The 18,981-nt window shown below is 47.8% G+C and carries 14 protein-coding genes and 2 pseudogenes; 9 read left to right on the top strand and 7 right to left on the bottom strand.

Annotation, left to right across the window (positions count from 1 at the left end; genetic code table 11):
• The 4 genes from L5462_RS08380 to L5462_RS08365 form a co-directional block, all read right to left on the bottom strand.
• The coding region (locus L5462_RS08380; protein WP_237780312.1) for a right-handed parallel beta-helix repeat-containing protein at window positions 1-719 on the bottom strand (719 nt) is incomplete at its 3' end.
• A gap of 354 nt (window positions 720-1,073) precedes the next feature.
• Window positions 1,074-5,747 carry a cobaltochelatase subunit CobN gene (locus L5462_RS08375; RefSeq protein WP_237780311.1) on the bottom strand — a complete coding sequence of 1,558 codons (4,674 nt, stop codon included), beginning with the start codon at window positions 5,745-5,747 and terminating at the stop codon, window positions 1,074-1,076.
• A 103-nt stretch (window positions 5,748-5,850) separates the two neighbouring features.
• A complete protein-coding gene (locus L5462_RS08370) occupies window positions 5,851-6,435 on the bottom strand; it encodes a metal-dependent hydrolase (RefSeq protein WP_237780310.1) in 585 nt (194 codons plus the stop codon).
• 6 nt (window positions 6,436-6,441) lie between these two features.
• Window positions 6,442-7,038, bottom strand: coding sequence for a hypothetical protein (locus tag L5462_RS08365; RefSeq protein ID WP_237780309.1), 597 nt, complete (start codon window positions 7,036-7,038; stop codon window positions 6,442-6,444).
• Between the two features lie 103 nt (window positions 7,039-7,141).
• Between L5462_RS08365 and L5462_RS08360 the strand changes: the two genes are divergently transcribed.
• The 9 genes and pseudogenes from L5462_RS08360 (at window position 7,142) to L5462_RS08325 (ending at window position 16,059) form a co-directional block, all read left to right on the top strand.
• Complete coding sequence (locus L5462_RS08360) at window positions 7,142-8,401, top strand: oligosaccharide flippase family protein (RefSeq protein ID WP_237780308.1); 1,260 nt, start codon at window positions 7,142-7,144, stop codon at window positions 8,399-8,401.
• Window positions 8,398-10,314: a pyruvate formate lyase family protein gene (locus L5462_RS08355; RefSeq protein WP_237780307.1), complete on the top strand. Its 1,917-nt coding sequence runs from the start codon at window positions 8,398-8,400 to the stop codon at window positions 10,312-10,314. The genes L5462_RS08360 and L5462_RS08355 overlap by 4 nt, the downstream gene beginning before the upstream one ends.
• On the top strand, window positions 10,307-11,167 hold the full coding sequence (locus tag L5462_RS08350) for a glycyl-radical enzyme activating protein (protein ID WP_237780306.1): 861 nt from the start codon (window positions 10,307-10,309) through the stop codon (window positions 11,165-11,167). The genes L5462_RS08355 and L5462_RS08350 overlap by 8 nt, the downstream gene beginning before the upstream one ends.
• Window positions 11,168-11,176: 9 nt before the next feature.
• Window positions 11,177-12,316, top strand: a complete 1,140-nt coding sequence (glf, locus tag L5462_RS08345) for a UDP-galactopyranose mutase (RefSeq protein ID WP_237780305.1) — start codon at window positions 11,177-11,179, stop codon at window positions 12,314-12,316.
• Window positions 12,316-13,338: a glycosyltransferase family 2 protein gene (locus L5462_RS08340; RefSeq protein ID WP_237780304.1), complete on the top strand. Its 1,023-nt coding sequence runs from the start codon at window positions 12,316-12,318 to the stop codon at window positions 13,336-13,338. Before glf ends, L5462_RS08340 begins: the two co-directional genes overlap by 1 nt.
• A gap of 65 nt (window positions 13,339-13,403) precedes the next feature.
• Window positions 13,404-14,369 (top strand): annotated as a pseudogene (locus L5462_RS08335) (flippase); the annotation flags it as partial.
• Complete coding sequence (locus L5462_RS08330; RefSeq protein WP_370637051.1) at window positions 14,346-14,834, top strand: polysaccharide biosynthesis C-terminal domain-containing protein; 489 nt, start codon at window positions 14,346-14,348, stop codon at window positions 14,832-14,834. The pseudogene L5462_RS08335 and the gene L5462_RS08330, both read left to right, overlap by 24 nt.
• Window positions 14,834-14,941 (top strand): annotated as a pseudogene (locus L5462_RS09315) (4Fe-4S binding protein); the annotation flags it as partial. The gene L5462_RS08330 and the pseudogene L5462_RS09315, both read left to right, overlap by 1 nt.
• 32 nt (window positions 14,942-14,973) lie before the next feature.
• Window positions 14,974-16,059: a Coenzyme F420 hydrogenase/dehydrogenase, beta subunit C-terminal domain gene (locus L5462_RS08325; protein ID WP_237780303.1), complete on the top strand. Its 1,086-nt coding sequence runs from the start codon at window positions 14,974-14,976 to the stop codon at window positions 16,057-16,059.
• Here L5462_RS08325 and L5462_RS09285 read toward each other — a convergent pair.
• The 3 genes from L5462_RS09285 to L5462_RS08315 are packed head-to-tail and all read right to left on the bottom strand — an operon-like array spanning window position 16,042 to window position 18,419.
• On the bottom strand, window positions 16,042-16,479 hold the full coding sequence (locus L5462_RS09285) for a polysaccharide pyruvyl transferase family protein (protein ID WP_370637042.1): 438 nt from the start codon (window positions 16,477-16,479) through the stop codon (window positions 16,042-16,044). The genes L5462_RS08325 and L5462_RS09285 overlap by 18 nt on opposite strands.
• A 46-nt stretch (window positions 16,480-16,525) precedes the next feature.
• Window positions 16,526-17,278, bottom strand: coding sequence for a polysaccharide pyruvyl transferase family protein (locus tag L5462_RS09280; protein ID WP_255772571.1), 753 nt, complete (start codon window positions 17,276-17,278; stop codon window positions 16,526-16,528).
• Window positions 17,279-17,312: 34 nt separating this feature from the next.
• Entirely contained in the window at window positions 17,313-18,419 is a 1,107-nt protein-coding gene (locus tag L5462_RS08315) for a glycosyltransferase family 4 protein (RefSeq protein WP_237780302.1), read from the bottom strand.
• Between the last annotated feature and the right edge of the window lie 562 nt (window positions 18,420-18,981).

Raw genomic sequence — 18,981 nt, 5'->3', positions numbered from 1 at the left:
TTACGCACAAAATAACCATAAGAACTCCTAGCCTGCAGGAAAACACCATAACCGGTCGCATTAACCACAGTAACATTCTCAAGCCTCAAAACATCCACACTGGAAAGGTACTCCTTCTCAATACCACTAGCCCCGGTGGAATCAAAGACAGAATCACGCACAACCAAACCAGAAACACTGGCACCATAATCAACAAACAAACCCTGCTGAGAAGTCCTATTCACAGTGACACCAGAAACAGTCACATTAGATGAAGCGCCACTAATAACAACACCACGGTTGGAGCCGGTTATGTTAAGGTTCATAAGGGTAACATTCCCGGCCCCATTCACGGAGACACCTGCAGAGGCTGTTGCACCTACGAGTCTGAAACCCTGGATGGTGGAGCCTGAACCCGTGGATTGAACCCTGAAGACAGGGATTGATGGATTAAGTGACCCGTTAACGGTTACAAGACCTGCACTCCTTATGGTGAGGTTTGTCTTGTTTACAGTGACACTCTCATGGTATGTGTATGGGTTTCCGCCATCGTCGTGGACGGTTATAGTATCCCCGCTCACTGTGGACCCATTATCAATTGCAGCCTGAATCGATGTGAAGTTGTAGCCGCCCCCTGGACCTACAGTCCATTCAGCGGCAGATGAAGATGAAATGGAAACTAAAACAACGAATAACACCAGCAAAAACACCCTAATTGATGGAAACGACTTTGAAATCATCAGTATCTCCCCAGATCTGCTTGAAAAGGAAGTCGATCACAGAACCAGCGACAAACCCCCCTTCACCCATTTTTATGCACTTTAACAGTATATAAAATTTTCGCGGTTAAATAAAAATAGATCATATAATTATTAATTTATCTAAAAAACTTTAAAATGCTGATTGATAAGCTAAATATTGACCATATCACCCTATTTCACCCGCTGATCATCACACAACAATTTCAGGGAAAAACATAGAGGAACATGAATCATCCACATGTGGGGGATGAAAATCAGGTTTACTCATCAATAAAACGACCAGAATCAGCCAACAGTTTATTTTAAAGATAGGAAAAATAAAAAAATGAAAGGTTATATTCTGTTTCTTCCAATCCCAAGGAAATAGCCCACACCAACAAGACCAACAAGTGCAATAACACCGATTATGGCGTAGACCGGCATTCCAGTACTGGAACCCTGTGATGCAGCTGCCCTGCTCACCTCATAGGCCTTCCCAGCCTCAGCCCCGGGTGATGCCGAGGAAGCACCGGTGAACCCTGAATCCACAGCTCCACCATGAGACCCTCCAGTTGCACTCCCTGGCGATGGTGTTCGCCCGGCTGAGGTTGACCCCCTACCTGGCTCTCCTGGAGTCGGGGTTGAGGGCACATCAGGGGTGGATCCACCTGATGGGGCGAATGCTGAGCTCCCTGTGGCAGCATACAGTTTCTCCTTAACCCTTGCAAGGAGGTCCGGGTTGAGGTACCTCATTGCCCACTCCATCATTGCGATGTTGCCGCAGCTGCAGTCACAGCAGGCAACCCCATTCTCTGCCATCGCCTGTGCCCACGTGGATGCAACGAGCCTGAGTGTTGCCTCATCAGCCTTCCAGTGGCCCTCATGGGCCGCCTGGAGCATGGTGCCCGTGATGGATATCAGTGCATAGGAGTTCTTACCTGATAGCCACTCCCTGACACCGAGGCCATTAACGTCCCTCAGGTAGGTATCTGCAAGTTCATCCCAGGCCCATGAAGGCACACCAGAGGGGGATGTGACCTGCCAGAGCCAGAGGGACCTCACCGCCGAGGAGAGCCTGTTGGCACCGGCGTACCCCTCAGACATCAGGCCCCTCACATAGTCAGGGTTGAGGTAGCGTGTCCTCATATCAAGGGCGATGGCCCCCTGGAGCGAGAGGATCTCAGGTGTGCCTGTGGCCACTGTTATTATGTTAACTGCTGGTGTGCTGCCTGTGAGTTTACGTATCGCCAGTGATAGGCCGCCCAGGTAGTCTGCCATGTCATCGTTCTCTGTGACACCCACAAGGTAGGTGCTCCTTCCCTGGTAAACCGCGGATACACCCCTGAGGAGGTCTGCCAGGAGGTCAACGTTCTTAACACCCCACCCTGTCTCTGAGTAGGATGTCCCCATGCGGCTCATGAACAGGTCTGCCAGTTCATCTGTATTATTGTAGGTCCAGGACATCTCACCAGCCTCCTTGACGCCTGTACCATAGGATCCCAGTGGTGGTGCGAATATCCTGTAGATGGCCATGTTACCGGCCTCTGAGGCGTTCATACCTGCATCCATGTACTTCTGGACCAGTTCAAGCCAGTGCCCTGCCACCCTGTTCATCTCAAGGGGGTCACTTCCTGGTGTGAATAGTTTAAGTGTTCTGAGGGGCTTAATGGTCGCCTCCAGGGCCTCTGATACCTGTGGATACCTTTCAAGTATGGTGGTGTATGATGCCGCAAGTGCCAGCCTGAAAGCCCTGTCCATTGTAACAGCCACCTGACCGTAGACGTCCCTGAAGAGTCCGCTCACCGTGACCACCGCGTCTATACGTGGCCTTCCAAGTTCACTGAGTGGTATGAGTTTCACCCCGGTCACTGTACCTGAGCTGCTCCACACCGGCTTCACACCCAGGAGGTTCAGGACAAAGGATACCATGGCACCGTCGTCCCTGGCTGTGTCCACACCCCATATCACCACTGCAAGTTTCTCCGGTGGTTCCGTGTAGGTGGCGAGGACCCTCCTCACTATCTCAGCCCCCATACTGTAGGCTGCCTGTGTTGGCACGGTGCTGGGGTCTATGGTGTAGAAGTTCCTGCCGGTGGGGAGGCTTGATGGGTTCATGAGGGGCTCCCTTCCTGGTCCCGGTTCAACGTAGCCGCCCCTGAGTGCGTTAAGGAGCGATGACATCTCTCCGGCTGTGCTCTTCCTGAGCAGTGCTATGTACTCTGCTGCTGCCTGGAGTTTGCTGAGTATATCCGGCGATGAGGTGAGGTTCTCTGGTTTTGAGCCGTCTACAAGGGCCCTTACCATGGTGAGCGTCCTGTTTTCGATCACTGCACGCTGTTCAGGTGTGAGTTCCCCGTAGATCCAGCCGTATTCTGCTGACAGTAGAAGGTGGATGGAGCTGTCGCCTGTTGAGATCATTGAGGATACCATGTATGTTATTGCCTCGCTGCTCCACTCCCTCCCGAAGGTGTGGAGTCCTGTCGGTATCAGTGTGGATTCGATCCTCATGAGGTACCCTGATATGGCTGCTGTGAGTTCATCGGGGGTTGAGTTCTGGATGCTGATGCCGAGTTCATCTCCGAGTTTCAGTTTAATGGCTGTGTTCCGTATCTCGGCCAGGTACTGGGTTTTGAGCTGTTCATCTGCCTTCTTGTAGTTTGAGATTAACTCCCTGAGGGTGAGGAGTTCACCGTACAGGTCTGTTGATTTCATTGCCGGTGTAAGGTGGTCGATGATGACTGCGAGTCCACGCCTCTTGGCTGCCAGTCCATCGGCTGCGTTATCCACACGGTAGATGTAGATTGATGGTGTCTCATCCACGACTATGTCAGGGAAGTCGAAGCCTGCGAGCATGACCTCCTTTCCAGGGAGCCACTCGTAGCTTCCCATGGTGCCCATGTGTATCATTGCGCTGGCATTGAAGACCGTGTTTATCCATGCATAGTAGGCCAGGTACTGGTGGTGTGGTGGGAGTACACCCACGGTGTAGAGCATCTCAGGGCTGGCCTCCCATCCCCTCTGGGGCTGGGGTCCGATGAAGATGTTACCCTCCAGTATACCAGGGATTATAATGTATTTTCTGCCGTTCCTTGTTACGGTCATCACATTCCCGGGGGCTTCACCCCAGCCGCAGAGGCCTGGTATTGCAAGGAGCATGAAGGAGTTCCTCGCGGCATGGAATGTGCCCCAGAGGCTGGAGTTGCCACCTATAACTCCCCTGAGTGCGGTGTACATGACTTCAAGTAGCTGCAGGCCCTCAGAGGCTTTATCTGATGATTTTATGTTGTCCTTCATCTCAGCGTACCATGAGTTCAGGGCCCTCATGAGGATCTCCACCTTAACATTCCTCTGGAGGCCCAGTTTCAGGAGTTCCTCCATGTATGCTGTGGGGCCCTCTGTGACGTATCTCCTTGCTATGGGGTTGAGGCCCTGGAACCATCTGAGGTATTCCTCTGCATCCCAGAGTATGACGCCTGTGGTGTTTGCAAGTCTCTCGAGTTCACCGGGTGCCCAGTTTGCAATGTTTATCCCCCTCTCTATCATGAGGGTTACGAGTTCAGCTGCTCCTGTTATGTTACCGGTCCTGTATCCCTCCTTCTTGAGGTTGAGGAGTATCTCATAGATGCTCTCTGGTACGTTGAGGTAGCTTGCCCCGATCTCTGATTTGCCCGGCGGGTAGTTGTAGTATATGATGGCTATCCTCTTCTCCCCTGCCGGTGTTAACCTCAGGTTTACCCAGTTTGTGAGCCTTGCTGCCAGTTTCTCCATCCTCTCAGTTATGGGTGAGTAGGAGTAGGTGTAGGCGCCTGTCACCGGGTCCATCTGGAACTCGGCCGCGGCTATTATTATGGGTTCTATGAGTCCCTGGGTCTCAGGGAAGCCCGCCTGTCCCATGATGTCATCCTGGCTCCAGGGTGTGACACCGTCACTGGATAGGAGCCAGTCATCCACGGTCCTCGTGTTAACTATAACCCCCCTGAGAACCGGGACGTTGAGGAAATTCAGGAGTGCCTTCACCTTCTCTGAGGCTGAACCGCCGAGGAGGTAGGTGCTGAAGGAGACCAGTGCCTGGATCCTTGGACTGTAAAGTGTGCTGTTGGCCTCAAATGATGCCAGGTCAGGCGCTGTTGTGAAGAACCTCACCATCGCCGAGTATGTGTTTTCACCGTACCTTGCAACCACGGGTATTATGTTGTAGGTGTCCCTGAGCCTCGCTATGAGGCTGTCCATATGCGCTGTTCCCCCGCCGAGCATGTTGCTCTCTGATTCTATGAAGCCTATGGTGGGCTTTGCAGGGTCTATTGGGTAGTCCCTGAGGTAATCTGTGAGGTTCCCGTAGAGTTTCCCGTCGCGGTAGAGGAGCTCCCTTGGAACCGCAACCGGGGGGTCATAGGTGACGTTGAGTGTAATGTTCCTTCCCCTGGCCCATACGTCCGCGGCCCAGAGTATCTGGTTCCTGTAGCTGGGGACGTTCCTGTAGCAGTAGTATCCCTCCCCCTGGGCCCAGAGGGCTATCTGGGGGTACTGGTTAACGTAGGCCTCAAGTAGGGGTAGGGGCTGGAGAACCCTGAGGGCCCTGCTCACAGTGCTCACCACCGTGTCCGGGACACCGGTGAACACCAGTTCATCGTTTATCCGGCTCATCCTGACGAGTTCAAGTCCACTTGCACCATCGAAGACTGCGAAGAATTTCCCGTTCAGAATTTCGGGTTTCGCTGTTACGACCCTGAGTATCCTCGTGTAGTCCTCTGTCCCCAGGTAGTTGCAGATTATGACGTCCGATGAGTTTAGGAGTGCCTCCACCTCCTCGGGTGTGGAGTTGACTATCTGGGGTGAACTTCTGACCCTGATGCTGATGTTCCTATCAGGGTACTCCTGGAGGACCCTGTGGGCTGCCTCATTCACAACCCTCGTCCCCTCGATGGAGTGTATGACGAGGACATCCACTGTGCTGTTGTCTGCTGCATCAGCTGTACCCTGAAACATGAATACGAGTAACACTGCAATCACTATTACCCTTGAATCCATTATCTTATCACCTCCATGTTTTAACTGCAGAATAAGTATTAATTTATATGTTAATTTAAAATTATTTATTACTGAATTCCGTTATAAATGAAAAATAGTAATATCAATCGTCCTTGAAATCAACATGGACGCTCTCAGAGCCGTTCTGAGTGACCCTTGTAACGTTAACGTCCCTGTCAGCATCCACGTCTACACTGACACTGATCACCGTATCATTCACGGTGCACCTTTCAGTATCGGTTTCATTGAACCCGTCCAGGGCACCCACCGATACAAGGGAGAGTACCGAGACAATGACCAGGAGGAATGAGAGGATGGCCCACTCGCCGGCTGTCCCCGTCCTTATCCTCCTCTTCCTGCGGAGGCAGTGGTAGGGTGTGTCATTGAGAGGGTATAGTAGGGGGCATCCGCGGACCGTGAAGAGGTCCAGGGCCAGGTGGGATGACACCCCGACAAGTAGGGGCACCCCGATCCCTGGACTCCCCAGTGATAGAAGCAGAAGGGGTGGTAGAATTAGAAGTGTGTGTCCGATGCCCCTGTGCCTCCCGGCAAGGAAGTCGAGGATGTCAGGGAGCACTGATCCCAGTCCGGCGAGGAGGGCCCCGTTGATGAGGGAATTTACAGGGTGGAGGAGGTTCACCATGAGGAAGAGTGCCACTGCAGCTGTGATGTGCGTCCTGAACCTCAAAGGTTATCACCTTAAGATGTAGTTCATGGTCCTGAAGGCTATCAGTGCAAACCAGAGCGCCCCTGTTATGAGGATCCCGTAGTCCAGGCCAACCTTGAAGTATGCCAGTGCCATGAGTATGGACATGAATGCCATGAACGCCCATGTGACGTCAATGGCTTCGTCATCCAGGCACTCATGGGGGTTGAGCCTCTGGAAGGTTGAGTAGAATGACCCCACCTCAGCCCTCATGGTGCCGTTGATGGCTGCCATGTAGTTCACGTTGCCGTTCTCGTGGAGCCAGAGGTACTTCAGTGCGGCCTTCTCTGTGAGGTCCTCGAAGTGGTCCATGAAGACCCATGTTTCCCCTTTAACTGATGCTATCTCATTCATTATCCCGGTTATGGTGAGCTTCTCACTGGCCCCTGGTTTATGGGCCCTGAGTATCTGGAGTAGCCCCGCCTTGAGGGGCATGGGTGTTACCAGGTAGACGAGGGTGGCCCCAGAGGTGATTTCACCCTCCTTAATGGCTTCCAGTATCCCCTGGTAGGCTTCGAGGGCGTTTCCGCCACATTCAATCACGTTGCCATCCTCAAGGCAGGAGGCAATTTTTATGATTTTCATATAATAAAGTATTAATTAATACTATTTAAATTTTTCGTATGAGATGGGTTTATAGTGTGGGTTTACAGAGAGAATATGAAATAATGGATTTGATGGTGAATTGATGATCCGGCGAATACTCGAGAACAGTGAATACAGGAGGGTGCTGGACAATATAGTGTCTCTCACCGGGATACAGATGGTGCAGTACCTCCTGCCCCTTGTAACATTCCCCTACCTCACCAGGATCCTGGGTCCTGAGAAGTTCGGGAAGGTGGCCTTTGCAGTGGCATTCATAACCTACTTCCAGCTCCTCACAGACTACGGCTTCAACCTCTCAGCAACAAGGGAGATCTCCATAAACCGTGAGGATCCCCGTAAGGTGTCGTGCATATACAGCTCGGTGATGGTAACCAAGACCATACTGATGTGCATCACATTCGTCCTCATGGTCACTGTGGTCCTCTCATTTGGGAGGTTCAGATCAGACCTCCTCCTCTACCTCTTCACCTATGGCCTCGTCCTGGGGAACCTCCTCTTCCCGGTCTGGTTCTTCCAGGGCGTTGAGAGGATGCGCTACATAAGCATACTCCGGATTGTGAGTTCCCTGATCTACACTGCCCTCATATTCATCATCGTGAGATCACCAGCAGATTACCTCTACGTTCCACTCATAACATCCGCAGGTTACATTGCGGTTGGTATATACAGCCAGAGGATAGTTAAGAGGGAGTTCGAGGTTGAATTCAGGTTACCCGGGATAAATGATATAATGGGGCAGCTCAGGGAGGGCTGGCACCTCTTCATATCCACACTTGCAATCAGCCTCTACACCACATCCAACAGGTTCATACTGGGACTACTCACGGGACCTGCTGTTGTGGGTTACTATGCGGTGGCCGAGGATATCACGAGGGCCCTTCAGGGTCTTGTTTCACCCGTAAGCCAGGCCATATACCCCTACTTTGCAAAGGTCCACAGTGAGGATAGGGAACGTGCCCGTGGAGAACTCAAAAAGATGCTCCTGGTAATGGGGGCTCTGACCTTCATTGTATCCCTGGTAATCGCATTACTCGCCCCCCTGATAGTCGGTATCCTTGCGGGTCCACGGTATGCTGATAGTGTGCACCTCCTCCAGATACTCGTCTTCATAATATTCGCGGTGGGGGTCAACAATATCCTGGGTATCCAGGGCCTTGTCTCATTCGGCTACAAGGAGAAGTTCACCTGGATAGTCCTGCTTGCAGGGGTGCTTCACCTGGGTCTTCTCGTGGGCCTTGTCTTTCTCATGGGATCAGCCGGGGCCGCCATCGCAGTTGTACTCACAGAAATTGTTATCGGGGTGATTGAATATATTATTCTGAGGAGGATGGGTATCCTATGAAGGAGCACGTTATAAATGTTATTAGGGGGACGCCGCTCTTCCCCTACATCAGAGCATACTATACAGTCTACAAGAGAACAGGTCTCAGCTCCCTCCTGAAAACCAGGATCATAGGGGGGAGTGGTGATATCCTTGAGAGGAGAACCCAGCAGTTGGAGGATTTATGCAGAAGGGCCCGGATAAACCCCCCTGAGGGGAGATTCCTCTACAGCATAGATACGACTCTGCATGTCATGGAGTACCCTGGTTACAGGCGGCTCGGGAACCTCACCCCCGACTATGGCTTCCTGCTTGAAAATGGGGTTGATGGAATCGAAAGGATGGTGAATGAAAAATTAATTGAGAACCCCACAGGATATGCCAGGGTACTCATGAGAACCCTCAGGGCAATTAGAGGCTACCTTGAAAGGTGCAGGGTTGAAGTTGACGTGGATGTGACATCCAGGGCCCCTGAAACCCTTGAGGATGCCATCCAGTTACTTTTAACCTGTAACTCCCTCCTCTGGATGTACGGCCACCCCCTGATTGGTCTTGGCATGCTTGACAGGACACTTGAGGGCTACCCATCCAGTGAGGACACCCACAGCATCATCGGTGACCTCATAAGGGCACTTTCACTTTACCCGGAATTCAAGAGCAACACCCTGCCCGGGGATACAGGGCAGGTCATAGTCCTTGGGGGTGAGTGCAATGACCTCACCCGGACCTTCCTGGAGGTCATGATGGAACTGGGCCTCCCAGACCCTAAGGTTGTGCTCCGGGTGGACAGAAATACACCTGAGGATGTATGGGAACTTGCACTTGGCTGTATTGAAAGGGGACTCGGTTATCCACTACTCGCAAATGATGAGGTTATTGTGGATGCCCTCAGAGAGTACTACGGTGATGATGCAGAGAACTATGGGACCTCAGCATGCTGGGAGCCCCTCATCCCTGGCAGATCCATGGATCAGAACAACCTTGCAAACCTGAACCTCCTCATACCCCTGGAGGAAGCCCTCAGATCTGGATGTGAGAGCTTCGATGAACTGCTTGAGGCCTACCGTTCTGCCCTCAGGGTGTACGTGGAGGGTGTTATCAGGGAGATTGAGGCACTGGAATTTGAGCCATCCCCTCCACTCTCACTCCTATTCCCTGAATGCATTGAAAGGTGCAGGGATATAGCCCATGGGGGTGCTGCCTACAGTTACAATGGTGTTCTGAGTGTGGGTATGGGGAACCTTGTCAACTCACTCATCAACATTAAGAGGCTCTGTTTTGATGAAAAAAGGATGACCCTTGATGACGTAATTGATGTGCTCGATGACAACTTCCGCTCCAGTGGGGCGCTCCGATCTGAACTGGAAAACCATGGACCTGTATACGGGATGGACGAACCCCTGGTGGTGGATCTGACAAACCGGATCATTGATATGATCCATGGTGAACTCCATGGAAGGTACAAGTTTGGACTCAGCTCCCCCTCATACATCTGGGAGGGGGAGGAGACAGGGGCCTCCTTTGATGGCAGGCGCGCCGGGGAGCCCCTGGGTGTCCACATATCCCCTGTGAAGCTCCTGGAGGGGATGTCCTATACCGGGATACTCAACTTCGCCTCCAGCCTTGACTACAGTAAGGCCTGCAATGGTGGCGTGGTGGACATGATGATCGACAGGAACTTCCTTGAACGTATAAGGGGCGAGTTCACCGGGCTCCTGAGGACAGGGCTGATGAAGGGTGTCATGCAGCTTCAGGTGAACGTCCTTGACCCCCAGGTGATCCTGGAGGCTGCGAGGGACCCTGAACTTCACCCTGACCTCATAGTGAGGGTCTGGGGATTCAGCGCCTACTTCAGGGACCTCCCTGAGGAGTACCGTGAACTCATAGTGAGGAGGGCCCTTGAATACTCAGAGCATGGGGGTTGGCATGGCTAGGCTGAGGGTGACAGGTGTTCAGTGTTTCAGTGTCCATGATGGACCCGGGATAAGGACCACGGTATTCCTGAAGGGCTGCAGCCTGAGGTGTCCCTGGTGCTGCAACCCCGAAAACATAAAACCCGAAAGGGAGGTCTACTTCAGGGCCTCGAGGTGCACAGGGTGCCTGGAATGTTTAAAGGGGTGTGAATTCCTTGAAAGACCCGAGGACATATTCAGGTACCCTGAACATCTGGAGTGCGCCGAGAACTGTCCATCAGGTGCCATGGGTGTCTATGGTGATGATCTATCATCGGAGGAACTTGCAGATCTCATCATGAGGGACCTTGACTACTATGAGGCGACGGGGGGTGGTGTGACCTTCTCGGGGGGTGAGCCACTCCTGCAGGCAGATGGTATCCTTGCGTTGCTTGAGAAACTTGGGGGTGTCCACGCGGCGGTTGAAACATCCCTCCATGCTCCACCTGAGAATCTGGGGGTTCTCCTGGACAGGGTGGACCTCTTCATCGTTGACGTCAAGATACTCACAGGGGACGCCGCCATTATAGGCGGGGATAGAGGGCTCTTCCAGAGGAACTTCAGGATGCTCTCAGGGTGTGATGTCATCCTCCGGTTTCCTGCTGTTAAACCATACACATTTAACCGGGAAAACATAGATAAGTTGATTGATTTCATGAGGGATAACAGTATAGATGAGATAGAGGTGCTCGGTGTCCATAGACTCGCCAAAGAAAAGTACAGAAGCCTCAACCTTGAAATGGGAGAGTTTGAGGCCCCAGATGATGCCGAGATAGGTGATTTGAGGAGTCTACTGGAAAATGAATCCATAAAAATGGTTTACATGAAGATCTGAGGGTTAGAGATGTTCGATTATATCATAGTGGGGGCAGGTCTTGCCGGTTCTGTTATGGCTGAGAGGATAGCCAGTGAACTCGATGAGAAGGTCCTGGTGATTGAGGAGAGAAACCACATCGCGGGTAACTGCTACGATGAAAGGGATGAGAACGGCATACTCGTCCACCGCTACGGCCCCCACATATTCCACACGGACCATGAGGACGTCTTCAGGTACCTCTCACGGTTCACAGAGTGGAGGGAGTACCAGCACCGTGTCCTTGGGTTCATCGACGGGGTGAAGGTTCCCCTGCCCTTCAACTTCAACAGCATGGAGAAGCTCTTCCCCCCCAGCCTCTTTCACCGTATTCAGGAGAAGCTCCTTGAACGCTACAAGTATGGATCAAGGGTCCCCATACTTGAACTTTCAGGGGATGATGACCCCGACGTGAGGTTCCTGGCGGACTACGTCTACAGGAAGGTATTCCTCCACTACACCATGAAGCAGTGGGGTTTAAGGCCAGAGGAGATCGACCCGGCAGTCACAGAGAGGGTCCCGGTGGTCCTATCCAGGGATGACAGGTACTTCCATGATAAGTACCAGGCTGTGCCCCGGGAGGGCTACACGCAGATGATAAGGAGGATGCTCAATCACAGGAACATAAAGCTCCTCTTAAATACGAAGCACAGTGAGGTCCTGGAGTTGAGGGATGATGGGTTCAACTTCATGGGGAGGGAGTTCCCTGGGAGGGTTATATTCACAGGTAAGATAGATGAACTCTTCAATTACACCTTTGGGAGGCTACCATACCGTTCACTTGACCTACACTTTGAGAGGCTGGATATGGAGTGGTTCCAGGAGGCTGCAACCGTGAACTACCCCAATGATTATGATTTTACAAGGATAACCGAATTCAAACACCTCCACCCCGTGAAAACCGATAGGACAGTTACACTCAGGGAGTACCCCTGCAGCCATGATGAAAGAAACGATCCCTACTACCCGGTATTCACAGAGGAATCCCAGAAGATGTACAGGGAGTACAGGGGACTTGCAGAGGATATCGGGGACCTCACACTCCTTGGTAGGCTTGCAGAGTACCGCTACTATGATATGGATGATGTGGTGAAGAGGGCACTTGATGTATTTGAAGGGGAGGTGAGGTGATGACCTCCAGGGATGCTGTTGATGATGTGAGGGTGGCTGCAGTTGTGGTGACCTATAACCGGAAGGAATTACTCATGGAATGTCTGGAGGCCCTCCTGAGGCAGACAAGACCCCTCCAGGCGATATACATCATAGACAATGCCTCCACCGATGGCACGCCTGAACTCCTCCACAGAGAAGGATACACCCCCAGCCTGGAGGGAGGAACAGTAACCCGAAAAAACCTCCACAATCAGGAGGAAATCAGGATCACCCACATAAGACTACCAGAAAACACCGGCGGAGCAGGAGGATTCCACGAGGGAGTTAAAAGAGCCTACCATGACGGATACGACTGGATCTGGCTAATGGACGACGATGCAGAACCACTACCAGATAGCCTTAAAATTTTGCTTCCTTATATTTCTAAAAAGGTTTCAGCTCTCTGTTCTGCGGTTGTAAAAATAAATGGAGAGATCGACCTGAATCAAAGAGGAAATAATAACACAAAATTTCCATCAAAGTACTTCCCTGTTCCAAAAGATAAATACCGCTCTAAATGCGTTAGAATAGATGTGGCTACATTTGTGGGTATTTTAATAAACTCTAAGAAGATTTCTGAAGTTGGTTTTCCCCGCAAGGAGTTCTTTATCCATCAGGACGACACGGAATATTCATTAAGACTTAGAAAGGTTGGAGACATTTTACTGGTTCCTTCTAGCATTTTCATTCATAAAGAATCCGGCCGTAAAACCGTGAAAAGAAAAATTTTTAATAAGAAATCCGAACGTACACCTTACGAAAATTTTTGGATTAGATACTATGGAATTCGCAACTCATTAATAGTATCAAGAACGTATTCATCCGGTTTTAATTTTTATTTTGAATACCTGAAGATGTTGATACTTATATGTCTTGGAATTCTGATTTTTGACGACAGAAAGTTAAAAAGAATAGAATTAATTATTACTGCATTTTTGGATGGTCTTAAAGAAAATTTTGACAATGAAAAAGCAAAAAAGATGCTTTATGCTGACAAATAAACCTTCAGTAGTTAAAAAGTCTTAAGGGATTTGTTGCTTAGCACCTAACAGATATTAGTGATCTTATGAACCAGATCCAGAGGATAGTGAAGAATATCGGTGTTACAGGGCTTGCACAGGTTTTAACTGCACTGATGTCCTTTTTACTGCTCATCTATCTTGCAAGATTCCTTGGGGAGGCTGATTTTGGGAAGTACAGCTTCGCATTTTCCCTTACCACACTCCTTGCCACACTAACAGACCTCGGGGTTAACCAGTTACTTGTAAGGGAAATAGCAAGGGATAAAGATATCTCAGAGGAGTACGTCAACAACGCCGTCATGATGAAAGTCCCGCTCGCCGCCATAACATTCACGGTTATAGTGGCTGTTTCCTGGGTTTTAAACCTTAGCACTGATGTGATGGTACTCCTGTATCTCTTTGGAGTCTACAGTGTCCTCCTCACAGTTTCAAACACATATGTATCTCTCTTCCAGGCCTGGGAGTAGATGGAGTATGTTGCCATCCTTCAGATCGTGGAAAGGGTATTTACAGTGGCCCTTGGCCTTGCTGTGCTCATTCTCGGCTATGGTGTCATCGCCGTTGCCTCTGTATATGCAGCTGCCGGGGTGCTGGATGTTGCTATTTCCGTTGCCATAACCTCAAAGAGGTTCCTGAAACCATCATTAAGTTTCAATCCTTCTCTTCAGAAGAAACTACTTGTTATGGGGCTCCCCTTCGGTCTTAACTCGCTCTTTGCAATGTTCTTCTTCAAGATAGACACCGTGCTTCTGGGTATCATGAAGGATGATGTGGCCGTTGGTATCTACAATGCGGCCTACAATCCACTGCTTAGTCTCAGTATGATCATCTCTGGGATTGTGGCTGCGGCGATCTACCCTGTGATGTCAAGGTACTTCACCTCTGATACTGATTCACTTGAGACCTTCACAATGGTATCCTGCAGGTACCTCTCTATCCTTGGTTTCCCTATAGCTGCAGGGTGCCTGGTGCTTGCTGATAGGTTCATAGAATTATTCTATGGTGGGGGGTACCTTGGAGCTATCCTGGCTTTCCAGATACTGGCCCTATTCATACCCATAAGGCTCGTGAGTACAGTCACAGGGACCCTCCTGACTTCAATCAACAGGCAGGGCTTCAGGATGTTTAGTGTGGGTCTGAGCGCCGTTCTGAATATAATACTCAACATTGCGCTCATACCAAGCTACAGTTACATCGGTGCAAGTGCTGCGACTGTTATCTCCGAGGTCTTCCTTTACCTTCTGTTCCTCTTCTATATCTGGCGCCACTACCGGGGTTTGAATGTGAGCAGCACCTTCACAAGGCCCGCCCTTGCATCCATCGTGATGGCCCTTGCAATTTATCCAGTACGGGATATGAGCCTGATAATAACAGTTGCGCTTGCATCATGCGTATACTTTGCTGTCCTTGCGGTTATAGGGGGCTTCAGGGATGAGGATCGGATGATTATAATGAATATTCTGGGGAGAGAATAATGAGGAATGCTACTGAAGTTGGAAATCTGTGTACAGGTTGCGGTACATGCACCGCATTATGCCCCACGCAGGCCCTTGAGATGCGTGTCAATGAGAAGAAAGGGGTTTATGAGCCAGTCCTAACAGGTGCGTGCAATGAGTGCGGAGTCTGTCTGAGGGTCTGCCTGGTCTTGGAGTGGATTTCAGAGAGCTCAACATGGAAATCTTTGGAGGGGAACCAGAGGATATTCTCCTCGGGAACTATGAGTCCTGCTATGTTGCACACTCAACTGATGAGAAGTTGAGTTATGACTCATCATCTGGGGGTATGGTGACGCAGGTCCTCCTCTACCTCCTGGAGGAGGTCCTCATAGATGGTGCCCTCGTAACCCGTATGAACCCCGAGAGACCCCTTGAACCTGAACCATTCATTGCAAGGACTCCTGAGGAGATAATTGAGGCCAGGGGGTCCAAGTACTGCCCTGTACCTGCAAATGTTGCCCTCAGGGAGATAATTGATGTCCCCGGGAGGTATGCTGTTGTTGGTCTCCCATGCCACATTCAGGGTGTTAGGAAGGCTGAACTCCTGAACAGAAAGCTTAGGGAGCGTATAATCTATCACCTTGGGATTGTCTGCAACCACACACCAAGTTTTAAGGCCACTGAGTTCCTGCTTGAGATGCTGGGGGTTGAACCGGGGGATGTTAAGGGAATAAGGTATCGTGGAGGGGGATGGCCTGGCGGCCTGCGGGTTGAGACAAGAAACGGCGAAATACTACTACTACCTGAGTACTGGGGATCCGGTTTCGGGCAGCTATTCATGCCAGCTAGGTGCCATATGTGCCCCGACCATATGGCAGAGTTATCAGACATGTCCTTTGCAGACCCATGGCTGAGGGAATTTGATGGAGAAACCCAGGGAAAAACTCTCATGGTCATAAGAAAGGACTCCGAAATACTTGATAAAATCAAAAAGGGTGGTCTTTGCGGGGTGGAACCAATGGAACCATCAAGAGTGCTACTATCACAGCTCTACAATATCTACATGAAAAAGAAGGTTAATATGATCAGTGAGAACATTTACAATGCTGAATTTCCACCCATAGATCCTCTGGACCGTTTAATCGCCATTCTAAGACCCAGAAATATTAAGATTCCCAGAAAGCTTATTTTGAAGTATTTCACATTTTATGCGATATTAGCATCCCTAAAGCCAGGCGAGACTTTATCAGGTGAGTCCAAGTGAATCACATAGTTCCTTTACAAGTTCACCGTTCCTCATAGCCCTCTTTTTTATCTCGGGTATTCTTCTTTTTAGGTGTTCAGTTATTTCCTTTCTGTTTTCCCAAGCATCGGATATTTTTTCCATTAATGCTTCCTCTGAAAGATCTTTAAAGTCAATATAATAGTTTTCAAGTCCGCAAAGTTTCATGAGACCTGGTGTTTTTATACTGTATGAGATTGCTATTGCAGGAACACAACTTGAAAGAGCCGCTATGTTTGCATGCATTCGCGCCCCCAAGAAAAGATCACAATTCGATATGACATATTTAAGTTCCTCAGAATTGTAATCCGCCTCCAAATTAAAAACTTTTTCCTTATTTTTTACTTTATCAAAAACCTTTCTGTTTATTACACGGTCGTCATTTATGCCCTCAATGGTCACATGAGCTACAAGTATAACATTAGCACCATAAGTCTCAATGACTTTATCAAGTATTGGCCATTAAAGCCACATAATCATCATAATTTCCGCCGCTCCATGTGGATATGGCATCGCTAATTGAGAAACCTATCAAATTTTTTCTCGTTAAAAACTCATTTAGAGTTGGATCATTAACTTCCTTTTTATCAAGAAGAAAGGCTGTGTCTGCAGTGAGGTAAATTGGTGGCCTAGTAACTCCAATTTCTTGGATATAGTTATAAGATATTTTGTCCCTTGTTGTAATAAGTGAAACTCTGTTGAGGATACTTTTAGCTATAAAAGTTGTCAATCTAGTTTTAAAAGGTCCAATAGATTCCGCAAATACAATTACAGGTTTTTTAAGTAATATGGCCATGAATAGACCGCAAAATTCTGTTAAAAAATTGAATATACCATAATCTTCAGAAAGAACATCTCCTCCTGTTGTAACGATTATATCTGTATTTTTAATAACATTTAAACCCTCATTCCATGTGAAAAGAAATCCAAATTCTTTGATATTTGACAAAAACGACCAGATAGCAACTGATAGAAATATAAGTGGTGTTTGTAGAGCTACAAATGACGGATATATAAGACCAATCCTCTTGTACGAATTAAACTCATAATCAGCTCTTGGAATAGCTAAAGGATTTATATAGGGTATAAAAAACGTAGATTCATCTAAGAATTTTGTTATAACACTGATTCGACTTAAAATTAAAGCTTCGGTTCCTCTATTTAATCTATCAGTGGGGCCCAGAATCACTATTTTCGACATTTTCAACCTCATTAAAACATTCTTTTACAAAGAACTATTCATTCAGATTATTGAAACTGTTCAGAACTTTTTCTAAATCTTCACGCATTTTTTTTAAACTAAACTCCTTTTCAGCCATTTTCCTTGAATTATTACCCATCTTCATCAAATCATCTTTTGAAAGAGATTTAAACTCATTTATTCCTCTCAAAAGGTTTTCAGGTTGATTATCCTCAACAACAATTCCACACTTATATTTCCTGACAAATTCTGCTGCATCCCCCACATCTGTTGTGAGTATAGGTTTTCCCATAGCAACGTATTCAGCAAATTTAGTGGGTGCAGCGACTTCAGCAGATTTATGAGATGGTCTTGGAAGAACCAATACATCACAAGCACCATAGTAATATTTAACCTTATTAAATTCAACTTTTGGTAGAAATAACGCATTATGATATCTTCTTTTATTTTTTGGGAATCCCACATATAAAAAGAAAACATTGTTATCATTTAAGAATTTGGTTGTTTTAATGAGATTATCAATACCTTGCCATCTGTCATCTGCTCCGATGTATCCAAATGTTAGTTTATCAACTATTCCCAGATTCATTTTCATATTTTTTATTTCTTGATTATCTAAGGGTTTGAAGAGATTTAAATCCGTGGCATTTGTTACGTAATGTAATTTTCTCCGTGGAATTCCCCTCTGCATCAGATCTTTAATCATTAAATGTGATACACAGATTATTACATCAGATACACTAAAACTCAATGAAGAAATGATTCTATAATAAATGGATCTCAGTAACCCTGGTTTTAATAAGTCCATTTCACTTATCAGATCCCCATGATTATCTAATAATATAGGAATCCCTTTTATCTTAGATAGAGAACATATGAACGCTGTTGGAGCCAGATTGCAGAATACTAAATCATATTTTTCCTTCGATATTTTAAGAAAATGTTTTAAATGAACACTTAAAGGTGATACTCTGATAACTGAATACTTAAACGAAGGTTCAAAAGTCAATTTCTGACGACTATAAAAACACAATTCAACTTCATGGCCTAATGAAAATAAAAGCTCCGCTTGTTTTTTTATTCTAAACCACAATGAGGAATCCTTATCAGGTGCTCCAATAATAACACTTAAGATTTTCATGGTACACATTCCATATGTTTGGTTACTTCTTATTTAGTGCTCTAAACCATTAAATAACATTTTGCAGGTTTAGCCACTGCTAGATCCTAACTTTACAGTATTCACTATAGGAAATTTTTAGATCCCCTAAAAAAGTAAATAATCATATCTAAAGGTTGATGTGATTCCTAAGGAGCCTTCTAATTAATTCTTTACAATCTCCGTGTAAAATATTAAATTTAAAAGTTTCTGCTAATTAATCTCAGTGCACTGTTTAATTGCAAATTTCAGAATATTGCTTACTCTTGCATTCGTTGCATAGTTCTCCATATGTTGGCTTTTGGTTAATTTCTTCATAATCATTTATTGGCCAGTTAGAACAATTTTTACAGAAATGCCAAGTATCACTCCCTTTTCGTCTACGGTATGTACGGTATGTCAACATTTTACCCCTCCTTTTTTGACTCCATAGGAACCACAGGATGGCTACATATACAATGCAGTTTATGTATAGGATTTAATATCTCACGATAAAAAATTTTACACTCAGTATAATATCATACTATGCTATACTATGCTAAGA

The organism is Methanothermobacter sp. K4 (assembly GCF_022014235.1).
Taxonomy (GTDB): domain Archaea; phylum Methanobacteriota; class Methanobacteria; order Methanobacteriales; family Methanothermobacteraceae; genus Methanothermobacter.
Note: the sequence above shows the minus strand (reverse complement) of the source record. Positions and strands in the feature narration are given on the sequence as shown.